The organism is Allobosea sp. MMO-172 (assembly GCF_037147855.1).
Classification (GTDB): Bacteria; Pseudomonadota; Alphaproteobacteria; order Rhizobiales; family Beijerinckiaceae; genus Allobosea.
In genome coordinates this window covers 105,656-130,676 of the sequence record NZ_JBBCUM010000015.1, presented here as the reverse complement: position 1 = coordinate 130,676, position 25,021 = coordinate 105,656, and the positions used below count along the sequence as shown (strand labels likewise).

Here is a 25,021-nt window from a genome sequence, read left to right as displayed (position 1 = left end):
AATGAAGACGTGGATGGTCGGGACTAGCCCGACCATGACGAAGAGCGCGAAATGCGCCGCTCAGCCCTTCCCCAATCGCGAGCCCGTCTTCGGGTCGAAGACATGGACCTTGTCGGGATCGACGGTGATCCAGAGCCGGCCTTCCTGAGCCGCAACCACGCCCGTCGCCGCCTGCATCACGAAGGGCTGGCCCGAGAGCTTGCCGTGGAAGAGCTGGGTCGCGCCCAGTTCCTCGATGAACTCGACATCGAAGGGCAGCGAGCCCGCCTGCCCTTCCGAAGCGATCTCGACATCCTCGGGCCTTAAGCCGACCTCGACCGAGGCCTGCGCCGCCAGATCCTCGCGCAGGTCGCGGACTTCGATGATCGCGTCGCCGAGCGCGACGATGCCGGGCCCGTCGACCGAGCCGGGCAGGATGTTCATCGGCGGCGAGCCGATGAAGGTCGCGACGAACTTGCTCGCCGGCTTGCGGTAGACCTCTGCGGGCAGGCCGATCTGCTCGACCTGGCCGGCATTCATCACGACGAGCTTGTCGGAGAGCGTCATCGCCTCGACCTGATCGTGAGTAACGTAGATCGAGGTGACGCCGAGCGCGCGCTGCAGCTTCTTGATCTCGACGCGCATCTGGACGCGGAGCTTCGCGTCGAGGTTCGAGAGCGGCTCGTCGAAGAGGAAGACCTGCGGCTTGCGCACGATGGCGCGGCCCATGGCGACGCGCTGGCGCTGGCCGCCGGAGAGCTGGCGCGGCCGGCGCTCCAGGAAGGGCTCGATCGCGAGGATGCGCGCGGCTTCCTTCACGCGCTTGTCGATCTCGTCCTTGGGCGTGCCGCGGTTGCGCAGGCCGTAGGCCATGTTGTCGTAGATGTTCATATGCGGGTAGAGCGCATAGTTCTGGAACACCATGGCGATGTCGCGGTCGGCCGGCTCGATCTGGTTGACGACGCGCTCGCCGATCGCGACCTCGCCGGACGAGATCGTCTCCAGCCCGGCGACCATGCGCAGGAGCGTGGACTTGCCGCAGCCGGAGGGGCCGACGAGGACGCAGAAACCGCCATCGGGGATGTCGAAGGAGACGCCTTTCACGGCCTCGACGCCGCCGGCATAGACCTTCTTGACGTTGCTGAGAGTGACCTGGGCCATTCGCGGATTACTTCTCGGTTTCGACCAGGCCCTTCACGAAGAGCCTCTGCATGGCGATGACGACGAAGACGGGCGGCAGCATCGCCAGCATAGCGGTGGCCATGGCGAGCTGCCATTCCGTCAGGGCGTCGGCGGTGACGATCATCTTCTTGATGGCGATGACGATGGTCTGCATCGAGTCCTTCGTCGTCACCAGAAGCGGCCAGAGATACTGGTTCCAGCCATAGATGAACTGGATGACGAAGAGCGCGGCGATCGTCGTCATCGAGAGCGGGATCAGCGTGTCCTTGAAGAACTTGAACGGGCCGGCGCCGTCGATCTTGGACGCTTCGAGCAATTCGTCGGGGATCGTCATGAAGAACTGCCGGAAGAGCAGCGTGCCCGTCGCCGAGGCGATCAGCGGCACGGCGAGACCCTGATAGGTGTCGAGCATGTTGAGATCGGAGACGATCTTGAAGGTCGGGAAGATGCGGACCTCGACCGGGAGCATCAGCGTGATGAAGATGATCCAGAACGCGGCCATGCGGAACGGGAAGCGGTAATAGACCACCGCATAGGCCGAGAGCACGGAGATGAAGATCTTTCCGAGTGCGATCGTGATCGCCATGATGAAGGAGTTCACCATCATCCCGATCACCGGCTCGCGCGTCGTGCTCGACGTGCCGACGAAGAGGATGCGGTTGTAGTTCTCTAGGAAATACGGGCCGGGATAGAGCGGCATCTGGCCGTTGATCACGGTCGCGGCATCCCAGGTCGAGGCGACGAAGGTCAGCCAGACCGGGAAGGCGACGATCAGCACGCCGATCGTCAGGATGATATAGGCGATCGCATCGCCCAGGCGGCGGTCCTCGACCATCAGGCGGCCCTCCCCATCTCGCGCAGCAATCCGGCCAGCGCGTCCGCACAGGCATCGAGGCAGGCCTGCCCCTTCTCGGGCGTGGCCCGGCGGGCATCGCCAACCACGCCGGTCTCGGTCATCTCCCGGAAGGAGCGGTGGCGCGAGACGGTCGGCCGCCCCGGCAGGCCGTTACGGGCGCCGAAGGCTTCCAAGAGGCGCGGCTCGCGGACCGAGCCCGGCGCCAGCACCATCATCATCGAGGTCTCGACCTCGCAGGCGTGCTGGACGCCCTTCTGGTCCTGGAGCAGCGGCGGGAACGCTGCCTCAGCCAGCAGGAAATAGGTGGTCGCCTCGACATGCAGCCGGGTCTCGCGGGCGAAATCGGGCAGGAAGGCGGTGAGCGCGGCGATGTTGCCGCCATGGCCGTTGACGATCAGCACGCGGTGGAAGCCGTGGCGCTCGATGCTCTTCAGGAAGGAGAGCAGCACGGCGCGATAGGTCGGGATGTCGAAGGTGAAGGTGCCGCCGAAGGCCATGTGGTGCTCGGCCATGCCGCACCAGAGCGTCGGCGCGACGACGACGTCGACGTCATCGCCGGCGCGCTCGGCCGCCGCCTTGCAGACGCCGCTGCACAGGATCGTATCGACGCCGACGGGCAGATGCGGGCCATGCTGCTCGATCGAGGCGACGGGCAGGACGACGATCGTATCCGCCGCCGCCTTGGCGCGCAGTTCCTCGGCGGTGAGGTCCATCCAGAGCACGGAGGCCATCAGTAGCTGACCTTGCGCTCGATGAAGCGGAACTGCACCGCGGTGAGCCCGATCACCATGATCAGCAGCAGCACCGACTGCGCCGCCGAGCCGCCGAGATTCGAGCCGCCCTTGCCGTCCGAGAACACCTTGTAGACCAGCGTCTCGGTCGCGCCCGAGGGGCCACCGCCGGTGACGGTGTCGATGATGCCGAAGGTGTCGAAGAAGACGTAGACGATATTGACGACGAGCAGGAAGAAGGTCGTCGGCGAGAGCAGCGGGAAGACGATGGTCCAGAAGCGGCGCATCGGCCGGGCGCCGTCGATCACGGCCGCCTCGATCACGCTCTTGGGGATCGATTGCAGGCCGGCGAGGAAGAACAGGAAATTGTAGCTGATCTGCTTCCAGGTCGCGGCCAGGATGACCAGCAGCATGGCGTGATTGCCGTTGAGGCGCGGGTTCCAGGGAATGCCCAGCGCCTGCAGGCCGCGCGCGAGCATGCCGAGCGAGGGATCGAACATGAAAATCCAGAGCACGCCGGCAATCGCAGGCGCCACCGCATAGGGCCAGATCAGCAGGGTCTTGTAGATTTCGCCGCCGCGCAGCTGCCGGTCCGCCATCACGGCGAAGAGCAGCGCGATCGAGAGCGAGAACACGCAGACGAAGGTCGAGAAGATGATCGTGTTGATGAAGGCCTTGAGGTAGCCGGGATCGGCGAAGAGCATCTGGTAGTTCTCGAACCAGACGAATTCCGTCGATGTGCCGAAAGCATCTTCGAGCAGGAAGCTCTGCCAGACCGCCTGGGTCGCCGGCCAATAGAAGAACACGACGGTGATGGCGAGCTGCGGCAGAAGCAGCAGGAAGGGGATCGTGAGCCCCTTGAAGTATGCGTTCTTCTGCATCGGCTTCCCTGGAACGAGATGGCCATCCCGGACGGAGAGTGTCCGGGATGGCCTTGGGTTTGCAAGAGCTAAGCGCTTAGCGGGCCGCGGTGCGTTCGAACTGGCGCAGCATCTGGTTGCCGCGCTCGGCCGCCGCGTCCAGCGCCGCCTGCGGCGACTTCTGGCCGTTCAGCGCCGCCTCCAGCTCCTCCGACCAGATGTCGCGGATCTGGACGAGGCTGCCGTAACGCAGGCCCTTCGAGTTGTCGGTCGGAGCCTTGTTGGTCAGCTCCAGGATCGGGGTCTCGAGATAGGGCTTGTCCTTGTAGAAGCCGGACGCCTTGACCTTCTCATAGGCCGCCTTGGTGATCGGCAGGTAGCCGGACTCGGTGTGCAGCTTCACCTGGCGGTCGACATTCGAGAGGAAGGTGAAGAACTTGGCGACACCCTTGTACTCGTCGGCCTTCTTGCCGCCCATGACCCAGAGCGAAGCGCCGCCGATGATCGAGTTCTGCGGAGCGCCCTGCACGTCGGGATAATACGGCATCGCGGCGTTGCCCCAGTCGAACTTGGCGTTCGCCTTGACGTTGCCGAAGAAGCCCGAGGAGGTCAGGAAGATCGGGCATTCGCCCGAGGTGAAGCGGCCTTCGCCATTGTTGGTGCGGCCGGAATAGTCATAGGTCTTGTCCTTCTGCAGCTCGACCAGATTGGTCCAGTGCTTCAGAAAGGCCGGGCTCTTGTTGAAGTTCAGGACGGCGTCGAAGCCGGCCATGCCGTTGACCTTGGTCGAGAGCGGCACGTTATGCCAGGCGCCGAACTGCTCGATATTGGCCCAGGTCGCCCAGGCGTTCGAAACGCCGCACTTGTCGTAGCCGGCGGCCTTCAGCTTCTTGGCGGCCTCGAAGGTCTCGGGCCAGGTCTTCGGCGGCTTCTCCGGGTCGAGGCCCGCCTTCTTGAAGGCGTCCTTGTTGTACCACATCACCATCGAGGAGGAGTTGAACGGCATCGAGAGCATGTCGCCCTTGGCCGTCGAGTAGTAGCCGGTGATCGCGGGCAGATAGGCGCTCGGGTCGAACTTCTCGCCGGCTTCCTTCATGACTTCGTGGACCGGCTTGATCGCGCCCTTGGCCGACATCATCGTGCCGGTGCCGACCTCGAAGACCTGCAGGATATGCGGGGCCTGGCCGGCGCGGAAGGCGGCGATGCCGGCGTTCAGCGTATCGGGATAGGAGCCCTTGTAGACGGGAACGACCTTGTAGTCCTTCTGCGAGGCGTTGAAATCCTCGGAGAGCTTCACGACGACGTCGTTATTGGCACCGGTCAGCGCGTGCCACCACTGGATCTCGGTCTGCGCCAGGGCCGGCGAGGCACCGACGAGCGCAAAAGCCGCGACCGACATCAGGATGCGCGATTTGATGGTCATGGAATGTCTCCCTTCCGCGGGCGGGCGCCGCCGCGGTTCTTGTCGTTGGTGCGCAAGCTAGCATGTAGCGCAGGCGACATTTCAATGACAAATCGATGACGGCCGGCGCAATCCGCCTATGGTCTGGGGGCGGCTTGCACATTCGCGCATAACCGGCTGATCTGCGCACCGATCCGAACCCGTTTCGTGGATGCCGCCATGCCCAGCCTCGACCTTGCCGTGACCGCGACCTTGCCCGCCGATGCCGATGCCGCCGCATTGGCCGGCCGCGTCTGGCGGCCCGATCTCGGCGGGCCGGCCGTGGTGACGCTCCGCGACGGGCAGGTCATCGACGTGACCCGCAGTTTCCCGACCAGCCGCGATCTTTGCGAGGCCGCCGACCCGGCCGCCGCACTGCGAGGCGCCGATGGCGAAGCGATCGGCTCGCTCGCCGACATCCTCGCCAACACGCCTGTGGATGGCCGCGACCCGAAGCGCCCCTGGCTGCTCTCGCCGCTCGACCTGCAGGCCGTGAAGGCGGCGGGCGTCACCTTCGCGGTCTCGATGCTGGAGCGCGTCATCGAGGAGAAGGCGCGCGGCAATCCGGCGGCGGCTGCGACGATCCGCGAGGAGATCGGCAAGCTCATCGGCGACGACCTGTCCAAGCTCAAGCCCGGCTCGCCCGAGGCGATGCATCTCAAGGACGTGCTGATCAAGCAGGGCGCCTGGAGCCAGTATCTCGAAGTCGGAATCGGCCCGGATGCCGAGATCTTCACCAAGGCTCCGCCGATGTCGACGGTCGGCACCGGCGCCGATGCCGGCCTGCATCCGGCCTCGAGCTGGAACAATCCCGAGCCGGAGATCGTGCTGATCGTCGCGTCGACGGGTGCGATCGTCGGCGCCACGCTCGGCAACGACGTCAACCTGCGCGATGTCGAGGGCCGCTCGGCCCTGCTGCTCGGCAAGGCGAAGGACAACAATGCGGCAGCGGCCGTCGGCCCCTTCATCCGCCTGTTCGATGCCGGTTTCACGCTCGACCATGTCCGCCGGACGACGGTGACGCTGACGGTCGAGGGCGAGGACGGATTCCGGCTGGAGGGCTCGTCCTCGATCGCCAAGATCAGCCGCGACCCGGCCGATCTCGCCGCGCAGATGATCGGCCCGCATCACCAGTATCCGGACGGGGCGGCGCTCTATCTCGGCACCATGTTCGCGCCGATCAAGGACCGCGATGCGCCGGGCGGCGGCTTCACCCATAAATACGGGGACATCGTCACCATCGCCGCGCCCGAGCTCGGCAGCCTCGTCAACCGGATGAAGCGCACCGACGCATGCGCGCCCTGGACCTACGGCGCCTCGCATCTGATGCGCCATCTGGCCGGGCGCGGGCTGCTGTGAAGCTGTAGGCTGATCGCTCGCGCACCGAATTCCGTGCGATTTCTTGCCGGAAAGCCGCAAGAAGCAGCGTTTCCGTCAGCTGGATGGTAAGATTTTTCTGCCAGAGAGCGGGCTGGACCAGGAGGGTTCGGCGTGGCGATGAGCGAGATCGGGAGTCAGCACTCCCAAATCGGTGCCAAGAGTGCGAGCGGCAAGGGAGCGGTGGCAAGGATGGCCGGCTCCCCCCTCGCCTGGATCGCGGCTTTCGCGCTGGCGGTCGTCGCCGGCCTGATCTTGCCGTTGCGGCTGCCATTGGGCCCGAATGCCTGGGATACGGTGGTGTATCTCGACGCGATCCAGCGCATCGAGCTCGGCCAGGTCCCGACCATCGACTTCTTTGCGCCGATCGGCCCGCTCGGCTTCTACCTCGCCGCGGCGCTCGACATCACCTTCCCTAACGCCCAGCCGATGCTGCTGATCAACTGGGCGCTGCTGCCGATCATGCTGCCGGTGCTCGCGCTGATCGCCGGCGAGGTCTCGCGGCGCTCGCGCCAGCAGGCTCTGGCGCTGGTGCTGCCCTTCCTGCTGTTCGCGACCTTCCCGATCAACCTGCATGCGCTCTATCCGGCGCCCGGTTTCGACGGCTACGGCTTCTACAACCGCCATGTCGCGCTGCTGCTCTACCTGCTGATCGCGACGCTGATCTTCGCGGAGCGGCGCGGCTTCAGGATCGCGCTCGTCGCCGTGCTGATGCTGACGCTTTTCCTGACGAAGATCACGGGCGCGGTCTCCGGCACGCTGCTCGTCGGCTATGCCACGCTCAGCGGCCGGATGCGCTTCCGCGACGCGGTCACCGCCGCGGCCCTGGTGATCCTCGCGCTCGCCGTGCTGGAACTCGCGACCGGGCTGAGCTCGGCCTATCTCGTCGATATCCTGACCCTGCTCGGCCTCAATACCGGCACGCTGCTGCCGCGCTTCCTGACGGTCGCATCGGTCAAGTTCAACGTGATCGGACCGTCGCTGATCCTGCTCGCCACGCTGGCCTATGCCGCCTGGCGCGACGGGCTGCCGGCGACGCTCGCCGGCTGGCGGGCGCTGGCCGATGCGCCGGTCGGCTGGTTCGCGGCCGGCCTGTTCGCGCTCGCCCTGTTCGAGACGCAGAATACCGGTTCGCTGGAATTCATCGGCCTGTGGCCGATCCTGCTGCCGCTCCTCGTCGACTGGTGGCAGCGGCGCGACGACCGGCTGCGGCCGGTGGTGCTCGTGCTCACGCTTGCCGTGGCGCTGCCGAGCGCCGTCATCTGCATCGAGCGCAGCATGCGCGCGGTGATGAGCGCGCCGACCTATACCGGCCTCGACGTGCCCGATCTCGGGCCGCTCGGCCGGATCAGCGTGAAGCCGGAGGTCGCCGCGCGCGCCGCCGCGATGCTCGACCATTACGCGACCGAGCCGGACGGCTATCGCGACCTGATCGGGCGCGGCATCCTGCCGTCCTACATCCTCTATTCGGAGATCGACTATCAGGCGACCTGGATGCTCGAGATCCAGCAGGCGATCACCGCGATCAAGGCCTGGGAGAGCGCCAACAAGCGTGAGCTCAACGGCTTCTTCACCTTCGATTTCGTCGATCCGCTGAACGTCCTGCTGCAACGCTCGCCGCCCCGCGTCGTTCCGGTCGGCGTCGATCCCAGCCGCAGCGTGCCCGCCTTGCAGCCCGGCACGATCGAGGCCCTGCGGCAGACGGATGCCATGCTGATGCCGAAATGCCCGGTTACGACGGCACGCGAAGACATTCGCCAGCACTTTGCCGCCGCGCTCGAAGGGCGCGAACGGATCGCGCTCGCGCCCTGCTGGGACATGTATCTCAGGAAGTGACCGGCATTCAGCCGGTCGCGGTCTGCCCGGCTTCCCAGCCGAGGATGGCGCGCTTGCGCGTCAGGCCCCAGTGATAGCCGGTCAATGCGCCCGACTTGCCGATGACGCGGTGGCAAGGCACCACGAAGGAGATCGGGTTCTTGCCGACCGCCGTGCCGACGGCGCGCGCGGCACTCGGCTTGCCGATATGGTTGGCGACTTCGCCATAGGTGGTGGCGCAGCCGACGGGGATGCGCAGCAGCGTCTCCCAGACCCTGACCTCGAAATCGGTGCCGATCAGCACGACGCGCAGCGGCGTCTCCGGCGACCAGGCCTTGGGCTCGAAGATGCGGCCGGCATAGGGCGCCGTCTGGACCGGGTCGTAGTGGTAATCGGCATGGGGCCAGCGCCGCATCATGTCGGCCAGCGCCTCGGCGCGGCCGCCGACGACCTTGCCGCCATCGGCGCTGTTCGAGACCCAGCCGAGCCCGGCGAGGCCGCGCTCCGTGATCACCACCAGCGCCTCGCCGAAGGGCGATGCATGGAAGCCGTAGGAGAGCTTCAGGCCCTCGCCGCCGGCCTTCCATTCGCCGGGCGACATCGCCTCATGCGTCACGAAGAGATCGTGCAGGCGGCCCGGACCGGAGAGGCCGACCTCCAGCGCCGTGTCGAGGATGCTGGCCGAGGCGGAGAGCAATCCCTTGGCATGGTCGAGCGTGATCGCCTGCAGGAAGGCCTTGGGCGTCAGCCCGCACCAGCGCCGGAAGAGATGATGGACATCGGTCGGCGTCGCGCCGGCGGCTTCCGCGATCGCCTCGATCGTCGGCTGCTCGCGCCAGTTATGGGTGATGAAGGAGAGGATGCGCCGGACGGTATCGTAGTCCGAGCCGGGGGCGACGGCCGGGAAATCGGCCTCGCTCGGCATCGCATCGGCGGCGCGCGCCAGCACCGCATTGGAGAAGCGCGTCGGGGTCATCGCCGTTTTCATGGGAGCATGAGCGTTCATGGGAGCCTCGCATCATTCGTCATGATGCGAATCTAGGGCGCCCACCATGCCGTTCCCACCCGAAAGCTGGCAAGGGCGGGGTTGGCCTCCACGTCGTCCTCGCTGACGAGCCCTCATCCTGAGGAGCCGCGAAGCGGCGTCTCGAAGGATGCTCCAGATAGTTCGGGAGCCTCCGGGAACATCCTTCGAGACGGCCCTTGCGGGCCTCCTCAGGATGAGGGCTCATAGGGCCATGACCTCTCCCGCCGGCGCGATCATCGATCTCTACCAGCGCCATGCCGCGACCTATGACGGCTTGCGCGGCACGTTGCTGATGGAAGGCCCCTGGCTTGCGCGCTTCCGGGCCTTGCTCGCACCCGGCGCCACGATCCTCGATATCGGATGCGGCACCGGCCAGCCGATCGCCCGTCACCTCGGCGAACAGGGCCATGCCGTCACCGGCGTCGATTCCGCCCCGGCGATGATCGCATTGTGCCGGGCGCGCTTTCCCGAGGGCGACTGGCAGGTCGCCGACATGCGCAAGCTCGCGCTCGGGCGTCGCTTCGACGGATTGATCGCCTGGGATTCGTTCTTCCACCTGACGCCCGAGGACCAGCGCGGGATGTTCCCGATCTTCGCGGCCCATGCGGCACCGGGCGCGGCCCTGCTCTTCACCAGCGGCCCGGCCCATGGCGAGGCGATCGGCACGTTCGAAGGCGAGGCGCTCTACCATGGCAGCCTCGCTCGCGGCGAATACCGGGCGCTGCTGGCGGAGAACGGCTTCTCCGTCGTCGAACATGTCGTGGAGGACCCGAGCTGCGGCGGCCATACGATCTGGCTCGCCGGAGCGGCCTAAGGCGCGCCGTAATCCGGCCCGCGGCGAGCGCTCGACAAAGCCGAGCCCAGCGCATCGGCGAAGCCCGAACGCTCATGCGGCGACAGCGCGGAGGCGATCGCGACGCTCTGCCCCCGCGAGACCAGCTTCAGGCCGAGCAGGCCGTAATCCTCGTCCGTCTGGCGTTCGAGCCGGGTCCAGATCGGATTGAAGCGCCAGATCGTCTCCCGCCCGTGATGCGAGACCTTGCGCAGAAACACCTCCAGCGGCGTCACCACGATGCGCTCGAAGGCGCGCGCATGCCGGAAATTGACGTGGAAGGCGACGAAGAGCGCGACGACATCGATGCCGAAGAAGCCGGCGACGGGCCAGGCGCCGAGCACGACGAAGGGGATCGAGGAGATCACGCTCGCCAGGCAGACCAGCGTCATCACGATGCGGAAGCCGTTCTGGCCAAGCGAACGATGCGGCGTGATCGTGGCATCGAAGACCGGCCGCTGCGAAGCGTCGGGTATCTCACTGCCAAGGCTATTGCCGGTGGTCATCCGGCGATTATAACGCCGTCATGGATCAGCGGAACAGGCCCCCTCGCGCCGCAGCGCCGGCAAAGCGCATCACGTTGCCGCGCGCCCGCAAGCCGGCCGAGATCCACGAGATCTTCCGCCGCTTCCAGGCGGCCAATCCCGAGCCTAAGGGCGAACTGGACCACACCAACGCCTTCACGCTGCTGATCGCCGTCGTGCTCTCGGCGCAGGCGACCGATGCCGGCGTCAACAAGGCGACGCGCCCGCTTTTCGCCATTGCCGACACGCCGGAGAAGATGCTCGCGCTCGGCGAGGAAACCGTCCGTGAATACGTCAAGACGATCGGGCTCTTCCGCACCAAGGCGAAGAACGTGATCGCGCTCTGCGAGAAGCTGATCGCGGAATTCGGCGGCGAGGTGCCGACGACGCGCGAGGCACTGGAGAGCCTGCCCGGCGTCGGCCGCAAGACGGCCAATGTCGTGCTCAACATCGCCTTCGGCGAGATCACCCACGCGGTCGACACTCATGTCTTCCGCATAGCCAATCGTCTGCGCATCGCGCCGGGCAAGAACGTATTGCAGGTCGAGCTCGGGCTGGAGAAGGCCGTGCCGCCCGAATTCGGACGGCACGCCCATCACTGGCTCATCCTGCACGGGCGCTACACCTGCAAGGCGCTGCGCCCCGAATGCGTCCGCTGCATCCAGAACGACCTCTGCGATTCCGCCGACAAGCGCATCGCCTGAGGACATAACCAGCACCACACCCGCGTCATGGTCGGGCTTGTCCCGACCATCCCCGTCTTCATGGGTCGAAGGTCGTGCTCAAGACGTGGATGCTCGCCACAAGGGCGAGCATGACGGCAGCGCCTCCGCTTCTCACTTGGCGTCGAGCAGGTCCTTGACCTGAAGCAGTACCAGCTCGTTGTCGTCGGCCTTCTTGGGGTCGCGCGAGGAGGAGAAGGGCAGGTTGTTGTCGTTGCCGACGACGATGATGCCGGCCGCGCGATCCACCACGTCGACATTCTCGATGGTGAAGAAGGGGAAGGGCAGCACGCCGTCGATGGCGCCCTGCTTTGCCTCGCCCTCGGGATCGGCGATCTTCAGGAGGTCGATGAAGCCGATCTTGCGGACGGGCTTGCCGAGATTGGCCTCGGTCATCTCGATCTTCACGACGCGCTTGAACTTGGCGAGGTCGTGGAAGCAATCCGGGCCCTTCTGGCCGGCGGCGCAGGCCTTGTCGGCGGTACCTTCGCCGTTATCGCGTTCAATGATGAGCGCTGTGGAACCATCGATCATGTTGAAGTCGCCGATGGCGTTGCCCTTCTGCTCCAGCGGATAGAACCAGGAGCGGCCGGTCCATTTCTCGTTGGCGACGTCGAATTCGAGGATGCGCAGCACTTCCTTGCCGTCGACCTCTTCATTGCCCTTGGTCTCGGCGTTCCAGAGCGGGCCTTCGAGCAGCGGATAGAGGAAGCGCCCGTCCGGCGACTGCGCCATGCCCTCATAGCCCTTGGAGCGGCGCACGTTGAAGGCGACGCTCTGGTCCGGTGCGCCCGGCGTGGTGATGGCGTAATGGTCGGGCGAGCGGGCCGGCTTGCCGTCGACCAGCGTCTCGAACACGGCCTCGACCTTGCCGCCGGCATCGACGCGGATGAGATAGGGTCCGAATTCCTCGGCGATCCAGAACTTGCCGCCGATCGGCTGGATCGATTCAGGGTCGAAATCGGCGCCGGTCAGATAGCGCTTCTCCGTCCCTTCCTGGACGATGCGGAAGGGCACCTTCTTGTCGGGATCGTGCAGGAAGGTGGTCGAGAGACGCTCGACCGCGCCCTTGCCGAAATCGGCCTTGAGGCGGTGGAAGAACAGCATCGCGTCGGGCGAGTTCGCCTTGGCGCCAAAGCCGTTATCGGTCAGCACGAGGAACTCGCCATTCCCCAGCGAGCGAATGCCGGAGAAGCCCTGCACCGGCTGGCCGGCGAAGGGGGTGGAGAGCCCGGTCGGGCGCCCGCCCGAGGTGCCCATGACGGTGCCGACCGCCTCGACGCGCTTGCCCGGCGTGACGAATTTGCCGGAGACCTTCAGATCGGCCGGCGCATCGGCCGGCGCCGGGATGATCGTGTTCGCCCGCAGCAGGGCATGGCCGACGAGCTTGGCGGGGAATTCCTTCTGGGGCGCCTCGGCTCCGGCGAGCATGGTCGAGGACAGCAACAGGGCGGCGATGAGCGGCAGGCGCATGGAATGGCTCCGGGTGAGGCGAAGCCTTCGCTTCGCCCGCCCCGATTGCGCCGCGACGACAGCCGCGCGACCGTTCCGTGACAGGGGCTCAGTAGCCCCGCGCCGGATCGACCACGTTGAGCAGCGGCTCGCCCGCTTCCAGCCGCCCGATCTGCGTGGCGACGGCGGTGGCGATCGCCTCGGGCTCCGACATCGCCGAGTTATGCGGCGTCACCGTCACGCCGGGATGGGTCCAGAGCCGCGAATCCGCCGGTAGCGGCTCGACCTCGAAGACATCGAGCGTCGCGCCCTTCAGCGTGCCGGCATCGAGCGCGGCGAGGATATCGTCCGCGACCTGCAGGCCGCCGCGCCCGGCATTGATCAGGAACGGCCCGCCGAGCCGCCCGCCCTGCGCGAGGCCGGCGAGCATCCCGGCATTGATGATGCCGCGCGTGTCCGGGGTCAGCGGCAGCAGGCTGACCAGGATATCGGTGCGGGCGAGGAAGGCCTTCATGCCGTCCTCGCCGGAGAAGGTCTGCAGGCCCTCGATGGTCTTGGGCGAGCGGCTCCAGCCGGCGACGTCGAAGCCCATGACGGCGAGCTTGCGGGCCGCGTCCTGGCCGAGCTCGCCGAGCCCCATGATGCCGACGCGGACCGAGCGGGCGGCCGGCTGGTTGCGGTCGTCGTCCCAGGATTTTTCGCGCTGCTGGCTGTCATAGCGGCGCTGCTGGCGCAGATAGCTCAGGCAATGCAGGACGATGTATTCGCTCATCCGCGTCGTCAGGTCGGGATCGACGATGCGCGCGATCGGCGCGGCCGGCAATTTGTCGTCGGCGAAGAGGAAATCGACGCCGGCGCCGAGCGAGAAGATCGCGGCGAGATTGGGCAGGCCGGTCAGGCTGCCGGGCGGGTGCTTCCAGCTCGCGACATAATGGACGGCGCGGCGGTCGAAGGGTTCGCCGAGGACGACGATCGGCATATCCGGCAGCAGCGCCTGGAAGCGCGCACGCCAATCCTCGACATGCCAGCCCGTCATGGCCAGAAGCAGACTCATCCCGTAACCCTCTCCGTCAACCGTTCCGCGACCAGCGGGCCGCGCGCCGCACCCTCCCCGATCCGGTAAGCCTTGCGCAAGCGCTCGCTGGCCGCTTGGTAACCGGCCTCGTCGCGGGCATGGACGATGCCGAGCGGCCGGTCGCGCCCGACCGCATCGCCGATACCGGCCAGCGAGACGATGCCGACGGCATGGTCGATCGGGTCCTGCGGGCGCACTCGGCCGCCGCCGAGCGCGACGACCGCAAGCCCGACGGCGCGGGTATCGACCGAAGCGACCGGGCCGGCCGTTTCGGGATGGACCGGTTTCACGACCGGGGCTGCGGCAAGATGCTTCTGCGGCGCTTCCAGCAGATCGGCCGGGCCGCCGAGCGCGACGATCATGCGGGCGAAGCGCTCGGCCGCGGCGCCGGAGGCGAAGGCCTGCTCGATCTTCGCGCGGGCCGCCTCGATATCCGGGGCGAGCTTGCCGAGCAGCAGCATCTCGGCGGCGAGCGCGACCGTGACCTCATGAAAGCGCGGCTCGCGGCGGCGTCCGGTCAGGTGATCGAGCGCATAGGCGACCTCGAGCGCGTTGCCCGCAGCCGAGGCCAGCGGTTCGCTCATGTCGGTCAGGAGCGCATGCGTCGGCAGGCCGGCTCCATTGGCGACCCCGACCAGCGCCTGCGCCAGGGCCTGCGCCTTGCCGTAATCCGGCAGGAAGGCGCCTGAGCCGAATTTCACGTCCATGGCGAGGCCGTGCAGGCCGGCAGCGAGCTTTTTCGACAGGATCGAGGAGACCAGCAGGGGGATCGTCTCGACCGTCGCGGTGACGTCGCGGATGGCATAGAGGCGCTTGTCGGCCGGAGCGAGGTCGGCGGTCTGGCCGATGATGGCGCAGCCGGTCTCTCGCACCACCTTGCGGAAAAGCGCGATGCCCGGCTGCGTGACATAGCCCGGCACCGCATCGAGCTTGTCGAGCGTGCCGCCGGTATGGCCGAGGCCCCGGCCGGAGATCATCGGGACATGGCCGCCGCAGGCCGCGACCGCCGCCGCCAAGGGCAGGCTCACGGTATCGCCGACGCCGCCGGTCGAGTGCTTGTCGAGGGCCGGGCCGGGCAGATCATCCCAGCGCAGCACCGTGCCGGAATCGCGCATGGCCAGCGTCAGCGCCACGCGCTCACGCTCGTTCATGCCGTTGAAATAGACCGCCATGGCGAAGGCCGCAGCCTGGCCTTCGCTGACCGAGCCGTCAGGCAAGCCGGCGATGAGCTGGCGGATATCGGCCTCGGACAATTCCGCACCGTCGCGCTTGGCGGCGATGATCTCCTGGGTCAGGCGCATCAATAGCTCCCCTGCGGCGCGGCATCGGGGCCGGCGCCATCGATAGCGGTGACGAGCGCGCCATAGAGGCCGCTGGCGCCGAAGCGGAAACTCGTGGGCGAGACCCAATCCTCCCCCATGATCGCATCGGCGAGATCGAGATAGCGCGTGGCGTCGGCCAGTGTCCGGATGCCGCCCGACGGCTTCAGGCCGACGGGGCGCCCGCTTCCCGCGATGACGCTGAGCATCACGCGCGCCGCCGGTATGCTGGCCGAATTCGCGGTCTTACCGGTCGAGGTCTTGATGAAATCGGCACCGGCCGCGATGGCGAGTTCCGAGGTCGTCCTGACCTTGTCGAGATCGGGATATTCGCCGGTTTCGAGAATCACCTTCAGGCGCCGCTCGTCGCAGAGCATCTTGACGTTGCGGACCATCGCGGCCGCCGCCGTGGTCTGGCCGGCGAGAACGGCCCGCCAGGGCAGGACGAGATCGATCTCGTCGGCGCCTGCCGCGAGCGCCTCTTCCGTCTCCCGCATGGCCGGGGCGATGGGCGTGTCGCCATCGGGAAAGTTCACGACCGTCGCGATGCGGACGGGGCCGTCGCCGAGCTCGGCCCGCGCCGTCGCGACGAAGCGCGGCCAGAGGCAGACCGCCGCGACCGGCACCGGGCCGGAGACCGCGCGGCGGCAGAGGTCGCGGGTGCCCGCTTCCGTGGCATCATCTGCAAGGTCGGTGAGGTCGAGCAGGGCAAGCGCGCGCCTGGCGAGATCGGCATCGGACATGATTTACAGCTCCGACAGGAAGGCGCGCATCAGGCGCTTGAGCGCACCTGCTGCGAGGCCCGCGACATCGCGCGTCTCGGTGTGATGCGGCGTGCCGCCATGGAGCCCTGCGCCCATATTGGTGACGATGGACAGGCCGGCGACGCGCAGGCCGTGGCGACGCGCCAGGATCACCTCCGGCACGGTCGACATGCCGACGAGATCGGCGCCCAGGACCTTCGCCATGCGGATCTCGGCCGGCGTCTCGAAGCTCGGCCCGGTGAACCACATGTAGACGCCCTCGCCGAGCGGGATCGCCGCCCTCTGGGCCGCGCGCTTGAAGCGGCCGCGCAGATGCGGGTCATAGGCATCGACCATCGGCACGAAGCGCCCGTCACCCTTATCGCCGATCAACGGGTTTGGGCCGTTCAGGTTGATATGGTCCGTGATCAGGGCAAGGCTGCCCGGGCGCATCTCCGCCGAGAGGGAACCCGCCGCATTGGTCAGGATCAGGGGCGGCGAGCCGAAGGCGGTGAGCACGCCGAGCGGGACACGCATCACCGCGGCATCGCCACCCTCGTAATAATGGGCGCGGCCTTCGTAGATCAGCACCTTGCGGCCATGCAGCGTGCCATAGCAGAGCTGGCGCGCGTGACCGGAGACCTCGCCGCGCGGGAAACCCGGCAGATCGGCATAGGGAATGCGGATCGCGTCCTGGATGTCCTCGGCGACGGCGCCGAGGCCGGTGCCGAGCACGACCGCGCAATCGATCGCATCGACGCCGCGTTCCGCCAGGATCGACGCCACCTTGTCGAAGGCCGGATCAGCCGCCATCGCATACTCCCTCCGGCCGCCGAAGCGGCCCTACATCAGCGCGGCAAATTGGCTGGTCCGAAGGAGGCTGGCAACAGCTCCTCCAGCGTGAAGCGGGCCCGGATGCCCTCGGGGCCGGCGATCGCGACCGGCGTCTCCGGCACGGCGAATTCGCGGATGCGCTGGCGGCAGGCGCCACAGGGCGTGACCAGCGCGGCGCCCTCGCCGAAGACCAGCACGGCGATGATCGCGCGACCGCCGGCCGCGATCATCGCCGCGATCGCGCCGGCCTCGGCGCAGGAACCGACGGGATAGGCGGCGTTCTCGACATTGCAGCCGGCATGGACGGCGCCGTCATCGGCGAGCAGCGCGGCGCCGACCTTGAAGCGCGAATAGGGCGCATAGGCGCGCGGCTGGATCGCGGCTGCGGCGGCGAACAGGGCCTCGAAATCGGGTTCGGCCGGCAAATCAGCGTTCCTTGACATAGGGCAGGCCGGAGGCCTTGGGTGGCGTCGCCTTGCCGATGAAGCCGGCAAGCAGGACGATCGTCATCAGATAGGGCAAGGCCTGGATCGCTTCCACCGGCACGAGGCCGATGCCGGGCAACGTCACGCCCTGAAGCCGGATCGCGACCGCATCAAGCAGGCCGAAGAGCAGGCAGGCGCCGAGCGCCGGCCAGGGCCGCCAGTTGGCGAAGATTACGGCGGCGAGCGCGATGAAGCCGCGCCCCGCCGTCATATGCGGCAGGAAGCCGGCGGATTGCGCGACGGCGAGATAGGTGCCGCCGATGCCGCAGAGCACGCCGCAGATCGCGACCGCGCCGTAGCGCAGGCCGGCGACGGAGATGCCCGCCGTGTCGACCGCGGCCGGATTCTCGCCGACCGCGCGGATGCGCAGGCCGAAGCGGGTGCGCTTCAGGACGAAGGCCGTGACGAGCACGCAGAGCAGGGCGAGATAGGCCGGCGCACCGTGGCCCGAGACGACCTCGTCATAGATCAGGCCGAGCCCCGGCACGTTTTCGCGGGCCCAGCGCGCGAAGGGCAAGGTGATCTCGCCGAAGCGGGCGGCGCCTTCGAGCGAGGGCGTGCGCCCGCCCTGCTCGTACCAGGCATTGCCGAGGATGACGGTAAGCCCCGCCGCCAGCATGTTGATGGCGACGCCGGACACGATCTGGTTGCCGCGCCAGGTGATGGCCGCAAAGCCATGGACCAGCGCCAGCACCAGGGCGGCTAGGATGCCGGCGCCGAGCCCGATCCAGGCCGAGCCGGTGACGAAAGCCGCGACCGCCGAGGCGAAGGCGGCGATCAGCATCTTGCCCTCGAGGCCGATATCGACGACGCCCGCGCGCTCCGACCACAAGCCCGCCATCGCCGCGCAGATCAGCGGGATCGACAGCCGGATCGTCGAATCGAGGATGACGGCGATGAGCTGGAGCAGGTCCATCGTCAACCGCTCCCCCTTGTCATTCCGGGGCTTCGCGCAGCGAAGAACCCGGAACCCACGACTGGGCGCGTGCTTTCGAAACGGCGACAGACGGGCTCACCCGGTCGTGGGTTCCGGGCTCGATCCTGCGGATCGCCCCGGAATGACAAGGGGATTCGCGCCGTCATGATGCCCGCCCCATCCCGAGCACGCTCGCGACAAGCCGCCGGAACAGCCCGTCCAGCGCGCCGGCGAAGAGCACGAGCACGCCGCCGATGACCACGACCATGTCACGGGTGATGGCCGGCTTGTCGAAGGAAAGCTCGGCGCCGCCCTGGTAGAGCACGCCGAAGAGCAGGGCGGCGAGGCCGACGCCGGCCGGGTGGCCGCGCCCCATCAGGGCGACCGCGATGCCGACGAAGCCGTAGCCGGCAGTGAAATCCAGCACGAGCCGGTGCTGGACGCCGAGCGCCTCGTTGACCGCGAGCCCGCCGGCCAGCGCGCCCGAGATCGCCATCGCGACCATGGTCACCGCGGCCGGCGAGATGCCGGCATAGGCGGCGGCGCGCGGATTGGCGCCGACGGTGCGGATCGCATAGCCCAATCGCGTGCGCCAGATCAGCAACCAGACGGCGACGAGTGCCATCAAGGCGAGGAAGAAGGCGCTGTTCAGCGGACTCGCGGGCAGCTTCAGGCCGAGAGGCGCGAGCAACTGATGCATCGGCGTCAGGATGGCGCCTGCCGGGAAATCCGGAGTCTCGGGCTGCATCGAGCCGGGCTTCCCGATGACCTCGCGCAAGAGATAGACGATCAGCGTCGCCGCGACGAAGTTCAGCATGATCGTGGTGATCACGACATGGCTGCCGCGCCGCGCCTGGAGCCAGCCGGGGATGAAGGCCCAGAGCGCGCCGCCCGCTGCCGCTCCCAGGATCGCGAAAGGCACGGCGAGGAAGCCGGGCAGCATGGGCAGCGCGAGACAGACGATCGCCATGGCGATGCCGGCGACCGTCGCCTGCCCCTCGCCGCCGATATTGAACAGGCCGGCATGGAAGGCGACCGCGACCGCGAGCCCGGTGAAGATGAAATTCGTGGCGTAGTAGAGCGTGAAGCCGATACCCTCAGCGCTGCCGAGCGCGCCGCGCAGGAGCAGCGCCGTCGCCTCCAGCGGGTTCTCGCCGATGCCGACGACCACGAGTCCGGCGACGAGCAGGGCCGCGATCACCGAGACCAGCGGCACCAGCGCGATATCGGCCCAGCGCGGCAGTTCGACCGGGGCCGCGCTCATGCGGCCTCGTCCGTCACGCCGGCCATCAGCAGGCCGAGATCGCGTTCGTCGGCTGCCTCGGCGACGCGCTCGCCGGTGATCCGGCCGCCGCACATCGCGATGATCCGGTCGGACAGCGCCATCACCTCTTCCAGCTCGACCGAGACGAGCAGGATCGCGACGCCGGCATCGCGCAAAGCCACCAGCCGGCGATGGATGAACTCGATCGCGCCGATATCGACGCCGCGCGTCGGCTGGCCGACGAGCAGTACCTTGGGGCCACGCTCGATCTCGCGGGCGAGCACGATCTTCTGCTGGTTGCCGCCGGAGAATTTCGCCGTCTTCAGCGCCGGATCGGGCGGGCGCACGTCATAGGCCGCGAAAGCCTCGCGCGCATGGGCCTCGATGCGGGCCGGCGAGAGCAGCGGGCCGGAGCCGAAGGCGGGATCGTGCTGATAGCCGAGAATGGCGTTCTCCGCGGCGGAGAAGGCTGTGACGAGGCCGCTGCGGTGGCGATCCTCGGGGATATGCATCAGCCCGAGATCGCGCAATCGCGCCGGATGGCGATCAGCGGCGGCCAATATCTGCCCGCCGAGCCGGACCACGCCGCGGCTCGGCTGGATCAGGCCGGCCAGCACCTCCAGCAACTCGCTCTGGCCATTGCCGGCGACACCGGCGATGCCGACGATCTCGCCGGCATGGAGGGTGAGATTGACGTCCTTCAGGGTCTCGGTGCCGCGCCCGTCGCGGCAGGAGAGACCAACCGCTTCCAGCACCGGCGCACCGCGCTCGCGTGGCTCCTTCTCGACACGCAGCAGCACGCGCCGGCCGACCATCGCCTCGGCCAATGCCGGCGGCGAGGTTTCGGCGGTCGCGACATGGGCGACCATCTCGCCACGGCGCATCACCGAGACCCGGTCGGTCACGTCCATGATCTCGCGCAGCTTGTGGGTGATCAGGATCACCGTCTTGCCCTGCGCCTTCAGCGCCCGGAGCAGGGCGAAGAGCTGGTCGGCCTCGGCCGGGGTCAGCACCGCCGTGGGCTCGTCCAGGATCAGAATCTCGGCGCCGCGATAGAGCGCCTTCAGAATCTCGACGCGCTGCTGTAGGCCGACGGAGAGCTCGCCGACGATGGCATCGGGATCGATCGCGAGGCCGTAATCCTGCGACAGCTTCGCGAGCGCCCCCCGGGCCTTGCCGATGCCGCCTTTCAGGAAGGCCCCGCCCTCGGCGCCGAGCACGACGTTCTCGACGACGCTCAGCGTCTCCACCAGCATGAAATGCTGATGGACCATGCCGATCCCGGCCGCGATCGCATCGGCCGAGGAGCGGATGCGGCGCGGCGCGCCGGCGATCCTGATCTCGCCGGCATCGGCCTCGTAGAAGCCGTAGAGGATCGACATCAGCGTCGACTTGCCGGCGCCGTTCTCACCCACGATGCCATGGATCGAGCCGGCCGCGACCGAGAGGGACACGTCCCTGTTGGCGGCGACCGGGCCGAAGCGCTTGGAGATGCCGACGAGCTCGATGGCGGGCGCAGAACTCAAGGGAGCGGCCCGCGCCTCACATCGTGCATTTCTGGTCGGACATGTAGTCGTGGACCTTGACCGTGCCGGCGATGATGTCGGCCTTGGCCTTGTCGGCAGCGGCCTTCATCTCCGGCGTGATCAGGGCCTTGTTGGCATCGTCCAGCGCCCAGTCGATGCCCTCTTCCTTCAGGCCCAGCACGGAGACACCCGGCTTCCAGGAGCCGTCCTGCGCCGCCTTGAAGGAGTTGTAGGCGGCGACATCGACGCGCTTGAGCATCGAGGTCAGCACCTTGCCGGGATGGAGCGCGTTCTGGTTGGAATCGACGCCGATGCCGAGCTTGCCGGCATCCGCCACGGCGCGCAGCACGCCGATGCCGGTGCCGCCGGCGGCGTGATAGACCACGTCGGCGCCGCGATCGATCTGCGACTTGGCGAGCTCGCCGCCCTTGACGGGGTCGTTCCAGGCGGCCGGCGTCGAGCCGGTCATGTTCTGGAAGATCTCGGCGCCGGGCTTGCCGGCCTTGACGCCCTGGACATAGCCGCAGGCGAACTTGCGGATCAGCGGAATATCCATGCCGCCGACGAAACCGACCTTGCCGGATTTCGAGGCCAGCGCCGCGAGCAGGCCGACGAGATAGGAGCCCTCATGCTCCTTGAAGACGACCGACTGCACGTTCGGCAACTCGACGACCATGTCGATGATCGTGAATTTCAGGTTCGGGAATTCGGCCGCGACCTTCTGCAGGGCCGTCGCCTGCGAGAAGCCGACGGCGATGATCGGCGAATGGCCGTCGCGGGCAAAACGGCGCAGAGCCTGCTCGATCTGGGCGTCGTTGGTCGGCTCGAAATCGCGGAAGTCGACATTGGTCTCCTTCTTGAACTTCTCCGCGCCGATGAAGACGCCCTCGTTGAAGGATTTGTCGAACTTGCCGCCCTTGTCATAGACGATCGCGGGCTTGATCGGTTGCGGCTGCGCCAGAGCGGCCACACTGGAAAGCGCAACGCCGGCGAGCGCCGCCGCGAAAGAACCCAAACGCATCGAACCGATCCCCTGTTGCTGCCGGGCGCCGTTGGCCGGCCCTCGATGGCGGCACGATGGCATGGCCCGGGCGCGCGGCCAAGCTGGCGAAAGGTCATGCTCGCCGCGGGGCACGACCGGGCACGGCCGGCGATTGCCCAAGCACCGCTCCCGGCCTTAGGCTGCCGGCCATGATGCTGAACGACGACGAGATCGAGCGTTACGCCCGCCATATCGTCCTGCCCGAGATCGGCGGGCCGGGCCAGCAGCGGCTGAAGAACGCGCGCGTGCTGGTCGTCGGCGCGGGCGGGCTCGGCGCGCCGCTGATCCAGTACCTGGCGGCAGCCGGCGTCGGCAAGATCGGCATCGTCGACGACGACATCGTCTCGCTCTCGAACCTGCAGCGCCAGACCATCTTCTCGACCGAGGATATCGGCGCTCACAAGGCGGTCGCCGCCGCGCGCTTCGTGCGCAACCTCAACCCGAATGTCGTGGTCGAGGAGCATGTGACACGGCTCGATCCGCATAATGCGCGCGCGCTGATCGCCTTCTACGACGTCGTCGCCGAAGGCTCCGACAATTTCGCGACGCGCTATGCCGTCTCGGACGCCTGTTTCCATGAGCACAAGCCGCTGGTGATGGGCGCGCTCGGGCGCTTCGACGGCTCGCTCACCACGATCCGCGCCCATGAAGCGGGACCGGACGGCAAGCCCAACCCGACCTGGCGCTGCCTCTTCCCGGACGCGCCGCCGCCCGGCGCGATCCCGACCTGCGCGGAAGCCGGCGTGCTCGGCGCCCTGCCCGGCGTGATCGGCTCGCTGATGGCGCTGGAGGTGGTGCGCGCCGTCACCGGCTTCGGCGAATCGCTCGTCGGCAAGCTGCTGCTGGTCGATTCGCTGACGATGCGCTTCGAGACGCTGCGCTATGGCTGGGACGAGGCCAATCCGCTCAACGGCACGGGCGCGAACGAAGGTCGATCTAAGAGCCTCTAATAGAGCCTGGAGGGGTCTCGACGCCGGCAATTCGTCCGCTCCGCCAGGAGCGGAGTGAAGCCGATACCGTTGGTATCGGCAAGCGCCGCGACGCCGCGGGCGGTCGAATTCCCGGCGCCGCAGGTGGGCTTTGGAGGGCCGCCTGCGGCGTCGGACCGACTTGCCGATATCTGGGGATATCGGCTGCGCGCTCCTCCTGGCATTCGGCTCCTCCAAGGCCCATCGAGCCCCCTCCAGGCTCTATTAGAGGCTCTTAACCGGCTTCTGCTAGCAAGCCCCATCGAAAGCGATGGGGAAGGGCGCCATGCAGGCCGGCGACACGATCGGGACGCGGGTTTCGACGCGAACGGCCCGGCTTCCGAATCTGCCCCTCGCCCTGCTCGGCATCGCCATCCTCGCCTGCGCGCTGCTGCTGACGCTGCCCCTGACATTGCCGCTGGGGCCGATGTACTGGGACCTCGTCCTCTATCTCGACGCCGCCAACCGCATCGGCGACGGACAGATCCCGCTGATCGACTTCATCGCGCCGGTCGGGCCGCTCGGCTACTGGCTCTTCGCCGGGTTCGACGCGCTGTTCCCCCGCGCGCATCCGCTGCTTCTGGCGCAGTGGTGCCTCTTCGCCGTGACCGCCCCGGCCATGGCCGTGATCCTGCACAAGGTCGGCCGGCCATCGCGCGCCACGGCGCTGGCGCTGCTCCTGCCCTATCTCGCCTTCCAGATCCTGCCGATCAATGTCGAGCATTACTCCTTCTTCCCCGGCACGGACGGGTTCGGCATCTACAACCGCCATGTCAGCATCGTGCTCTACGTGCTGGTCTCGGGCCTCGTCTTCCTGCGCGGCCCAGCCCTCGGCGCCGTCATCGGCTGGACGCTGACCGCGCTGTTCCTGATCAAGATCACCGGCTTCCTCGCCGGCGGCCTCGTCACGGCCTTCGCGCTCGCGGCCGGGCGGATCGGCTGGCGCCCGAGCGCCCTGATCGCCGCTGCCGCCGGGATCGGGATGCTCGGGCTCGAACTCTCGACCGGGCTCGTCGGCGCCTATCTCGGCAGCATCCTCGCGCTGATCGCGATCAATGCCGGCGGTATCCTGCCCCGCTTCGTCCAGGCGGCCTCACTGCATCTCGACATCGTCGGCGCCGGAACGGCGCTGGGCCTCGCCCTGCTCTGGCTGGACCGGCGCGACATCGCCGACGCCGCGCTCGCGCTCCGCCGTGAGCCATCCGCCAACGGCTTCGTCCGGCTGCTCGACCGCGACGTCGCCTGGCTCGCGGTCGTCCTTGCGGCGGGCCTGTTCTTCGAGACCCAGAACACCGGTGGGCAGGCCTTCATCTTCATCTGGCCGGTGCTGCTGATGATCCTGTCGCGCTGGCTCGGCAGCGGCCGGCGCGGCGCGCTCGTCGTCTGCGGCCTCGTCGCGGCCACCGCGATCCCGCCGGCCGAAACCGTGCTCCAGCGCGGCGCGCGCGCCCTGATGGCGCAGACCGGCTATTCCACCCTGCCGAACCAGCATCTCGGCCGGCTCGGCCTGGTCTCGCAACATATCGACGTCATGAGCCGCGCGAGCGCGATGCTCGACATCTATGCCGCCTATCCCGCCACATTCCAGGGTTTCGCCACCCGCGAGATGCTCCCGGGGCTGCAGCTCTATTCCGAGCTCGACTTCCAGGCCTCCTGGCTGCTGGCGGTCGACGAGGGCGTCTCGGCGATCCTGGCCCATGAGCAGGCGAGCGGACGCCGCTTCGAGACGATCATGAGCCTCAATTTCGTCAACCCGTTCCCCGCCGTGATGGGCCGCAGCGCGCCGCGCGGCATCGCCATCGGCGCCGACCCGTTCCGGGCCGTGCCGAAGCCTGACGATGCCGAGATCACGCTCGCCCGCGAGGCCGACCTCGTTCTCTATCCGCTCTGCCCGGTCACGGTGGCGAACGAGGCCCTGCGCCGGATCTACGCGCCGGTCCTGACGGGCCGGCGGGAGATCGCGCTCGGGCGCTGCTGGAAGGGCTATGTCAGGGCGGACTAGCACCCCGCGAGAACAGCCCACATCTCCGGCGTGCAGAGAAAAGCCTCCA

At 67.8% G+C, this 25,021-nt stretch carries 23 protein-coding genes; 6 read left to right on the top strand and 17 right to left on the bottom strand.

The features are described 5' to 3' along the window. Nucleotides 1-60: 60 nt before the first annotated feature. The 5 genes from WFK61_RS20775 to ugpB all read right to left on the bottom strand — a co-directional run bounded on the left by WFK61_RS20775 (nucleotide 61) and on the right by ugpB (nucleotide 5,025). The gene (locus WFK61_RS20775) at nucleotides 61-1,140 is read right to left on the bottom strand and encodes a sn-glycerol-3-phosphate import ATP-binding protein UgpC (protein WP_336813970.1); all 1,080 of its coding nucleotides are present in this window, start codon (nucleotides 1,138-1,140) and stop codon (nucleotides 61-63) included. 7 nt (nucleotides 1,141-1,147) lie between these two features. Beyond that, the gene (ugpE, locus tag WFK61_RS20770; RefSeq protein ID WP_336813969.1) at nucleotides 1,148-1,996 is read right to left on the bottom strand and encodes a sn-glycerol-3-phosphate ABC transporter permease UgpE; all 849 of its coding nucleotides are present in this window, start codon (nucleotides 1,994-1,996) and stop codon (nucleotides 1,148-1,150) included. Next, nucleotides 1,996-2,748 carry a creatininase family protein gene (locus WFK61_RS20765; RefSeq protein ID WP_336813968.1) on the bottom strand — a complete coding sequence of 251 codons (753 nt, stop codon included), beginning with the start codon at nucleotides 2,746-2,748 and terminating at the stop codon, nucleotides 1,996-1,998. Before WFK61_RS20765 ends, ugpE begins: the two co-directional genes overlap by 1 nt. Beyond that, nucleotides 2,748-3,629: a sn-glycerol-3-phosphate ABC transporter permease UgpA gene (gene ugpA / locus WFK61_RS20760; protein WP_336813967.1), complete on the bottom strand. Its 882-nt coding sequence runs from the start codon at nucleotides 3,627-3,629 to the stop codon at nucleotides 2,748-2,750. Before ugpA ends, WFK61_RS20765 begins: the two co-directional genes overlap by 1 nt. Nucleotides 3,630-3,705: 76 nt before the next feature. After that, nucleotides 3,706-5,025: a sn-glycerol-3-phosphate ABC transporter substrate-binding protein UgpB gene (gene ugpB, locus WFK61_RS20755; RefSeq protein WP_442896345.1), complete on the bottom strand. Its 1,320-nt coding sequence runs from the start codon at nucleotides 5,023-5,025 to the stop codon at nucleotides 3,706-3,708. A 204-nt stretch (nucleotides 5,026-5,229) separates the two neighbouring features. Here ugpB and WFK61_RS20750 point away from each other — a divergent pair, with 204 nt between their 5' ends. After that, a complete protein-coding gene (locus WFK61_RS20750; RefSeq protein WP_336813965.1) occupies nucleotides 5,230-6,408 on the top strand; it encodes a fumarylacetoacetate hydrolase family protein in 1,179 nt (392 codons plus the stop codon). Between the two features lie 210 nt (nucleotides 6,409-6,618). Then, nucleotides 6,619-8,262, top strand: coding sequence for a hypothetical protein (locus WFK61_RS20745; protein ID WP_336813964.1), 1,644 nt, complete (start codon nucleotides 6,619-6,621; stop codon nucleotides 8,260-8,262). A gap of 7 nt (nucleotides 8,263-8,269) precedes the next feature. Here WFK61_RS20745 and WFK61_RS20740 read toward each other — a convergent pair whose 3' ends face one another. Continuing rightward, nucleotides 8,270-9,166, bottom strand: coding sequence for a methylated-DNA--[protein]-cysteine S-methyltransferase (locus WFK61_RS20740; protein WP_336813985.1), 897 nt, complete (start codon nucleotides 9,164-9,166; stop codon nucleotides 8,270-8,272). Nucleotides 9,167-9,479: 313 nt separating this feature from the next. On the opposite strand from WFK61_RS20740, the gene WFK61_RS20735 reads away from it, so the two are divergent. Next, nucleotides 9,480-10,082, top strand: coding sequence for a class I SAM-dependent DNA methyltransferase (locus WFK61_RS20735; RefSeq protein ID WP_336813963.1), 603 nt, complete (start codon nucleotides 9,480-9,482; stop codon nucleotides 10,080-10,082). Here the strand turns inward: WFK61_RS20735 and WFK61_RS20730 are convergent. Next, nucleotides 10,079-10,606: a DUF2244 domain-containing protein gene (locus tag WFK61_RS20730; protein WP_336813962.1), complete on the bottom strand. Its 528-nt coding sequence runs from the start codon at nucleotides 10,604-10,606 to the stop codon at nucleotides 10,079-10,081. The two genes, WFK61_RS20735 and WFK61_RS20730, sit on opposite strands and share 4 nt — an antisense overlap. 20 nt (nucleotides 10,607-10,626) lie before the next feature. Here WFK61_RS20730 and nth point away from each other — a divergent pair, with 20 nt between their 5' ends. Beyond that, complete coding sequence (nth, locus tag WFK61_RS20725) at nucleotides 10,627-11,328, top strand: endonuclease III (protein ID WP_336813961.1); 702 nt, start codon at nucleotides 10,627-10,629, stop codon at nucleotides 11,326-11,328. 132 nt (nucleotides 11,329-11,460) lie between these two features. On the opposite strand, the gene WFK61_RS20720 is transcribed toward nth, so the two are convergent. From WFK61_RS20720 to WFK61_RS20675, 10 genes are all read right to left on the bottom strand, one after another. After that, the gene (locus tag WFK61_RS20720) at nucleotides 11,461-12,819 is read right to left on the bottom strand and encodes an esterase-like activity of phytase family protein (RefSeq protein ID WP_336813960.1); all 1,359 of its coding nucleotides are present in this window, start codon (nucleotides 12,817-12,819) and stop codon (nucleotides 11,461-11,463) included. Nucleotides 12,820-12,907: 88 nt separating this feature from the next. After that, entirely contained in the window at nucleotides 12,908-13,852 is a 945-nt protein-coding gene (locus WFK61_RS20715; RefSeq protein ID WP_336813959.1) for a 2-hydroxyacid dehydrogenase, read from the bottom strand. Beyond that, the gene (deoA, locus tag WFK61_RS20710) at nucleotides 13,849-15,174 is read right to left on the bottom strand and encodes a thymidine phosphorylase (RefSeq protein ID WP_336813958.1); all 1,326 of its coding nucleotides are present in this window, start codon (nucleotides 15,172-15,174) and stop codon (nucleotides 13,849-13,851) included. The genes WFK61_RS20715 and deoA overlap by 4 nt, the downstream gene beginning before the upstream one ends. Beyond that, nucleotides 15,174-15,935, bottom strand: a complete 762-nt coding sequence (gene deoC, locus WFK61_RS20705; protein WP_336813957.1) for a deoxyribose-phosphate aldolase — start codon at nucleotides 15,933-15,935, stop codon at nucleotides 15,174-15,176. Before deoC ends, deoA begins: the two co-directional genes overlap by 1 nt. A gap of 3 nt (nucleotides 15,936-15,938) precedes the next feature. Beyond that, nucleotides 15,939-16,748, bottom strand: coding sequence for a purine-nucleoside phosphorylase (locus WFK61_RS20700; protein WP_336813956.1), 810 nt, complete (start codon nucleotides 16,746-16,748; stop codon nucleotides 15,939-15,941). Between the two features lie 35 nt (nucleotides 16,749-16,783). After that, a complete protein-coding gene (locus WFK61_RS20695; RefSeq protein ID WP_336813955.1) occupies nucleotides 16,784-17,194 on the bottom strand; it encodes a cytidine deaminase in 411 nt (136 codons plus the stop codon). A gap of 1 nt (nucleotide 17,195) precedes the next feature. Beyond that, nucleotides 17,196-18,170 (bottom strand): ABC transporter permease, encoded by a 975-nt coding sequence (locus tag WFK61_RS20690; RefSeq protein ID WP_336813954.1) that lies wholly within the window; start codon nucleotides 18,168-18,170, stop codon nucleotides 17,196-17,198. A gap of 163 nt (nucleotides 18,171-18,333) precedes the next feature. Further along, entirely contained in the window at nucleotides 18,334-19,434 is a 1,101-nt protein-coding gene (locus WFK61_RS20685) for an ABC transporter permease (RefSeq protein ID WP_336813953.1), read from the bottom strand. Then, nucleotides 19,431-20,960 carry an ABC transporter ATP-binding protein gene (locus WFK61_RS20680; protein WP_336813952.1) on the bottom strand — a complete coding sequence of 510 codons (1,530 nt, stop codon included), beginning with the start codon at nucleotides 20,958-20,960 and terminating at the stop codon, nucleotides 19,431-19,433. The genes WFK61_RS20685 and WFK61_RS20680 overlap by 4 nt, the downstream gene beginning before the upstream one ends. 16 nt (nucleotides 20,961-20,976) lie before the next feature. Next, on the bottom strand, nucleotides 20,977-21,981 hold the full coding sequence (locus tag WFK61_RS20675; RefSeq protein WP_336813951.1) for a BMP family lipoprotein: 1,005 nt from the start codon (nucleotides 21,979-21,981) through the stop codon (nucleotides 20,977-20,979). Between the two features lie 170 nt (nucleotides 21,982-22,151). Here WFK61_RS20675 and WFK61_RS20670 point away from each other — a divergent pair, with 170 nt between their 5' ends. Together WFK61_RS20670 and WFK61_RS20665 are read left to right on the top strand one after the other, a co-directional pair. Further along, nucleotides 22,152-22,952: a HesA/MoeB/ThiF family protein gene (locus WFK61_RS20670; RefSeq protein WP_336813950.1), complete on the top strand. Its 801-nt coding sequence runs from the start codon at nucleotides 22,152-22,154 to the stop codon at nucleotides 22,950-22,952. A gap of 304 nt (nucleotides 22,953-23,256) precedes the next feature. Then, a complete protein-coding gene (locus WFK61_RS20665) occupies nucleotides 23,257-24,972 on the top strand; it encodes a hypothetical protein (RefSeq protein WP_336813949.1) in 1,716 nt (571 codons plus the stop codon). The last annotated feature ends 49 nt before the right edge of the window (nucleotides 24,973-25,021 follow it).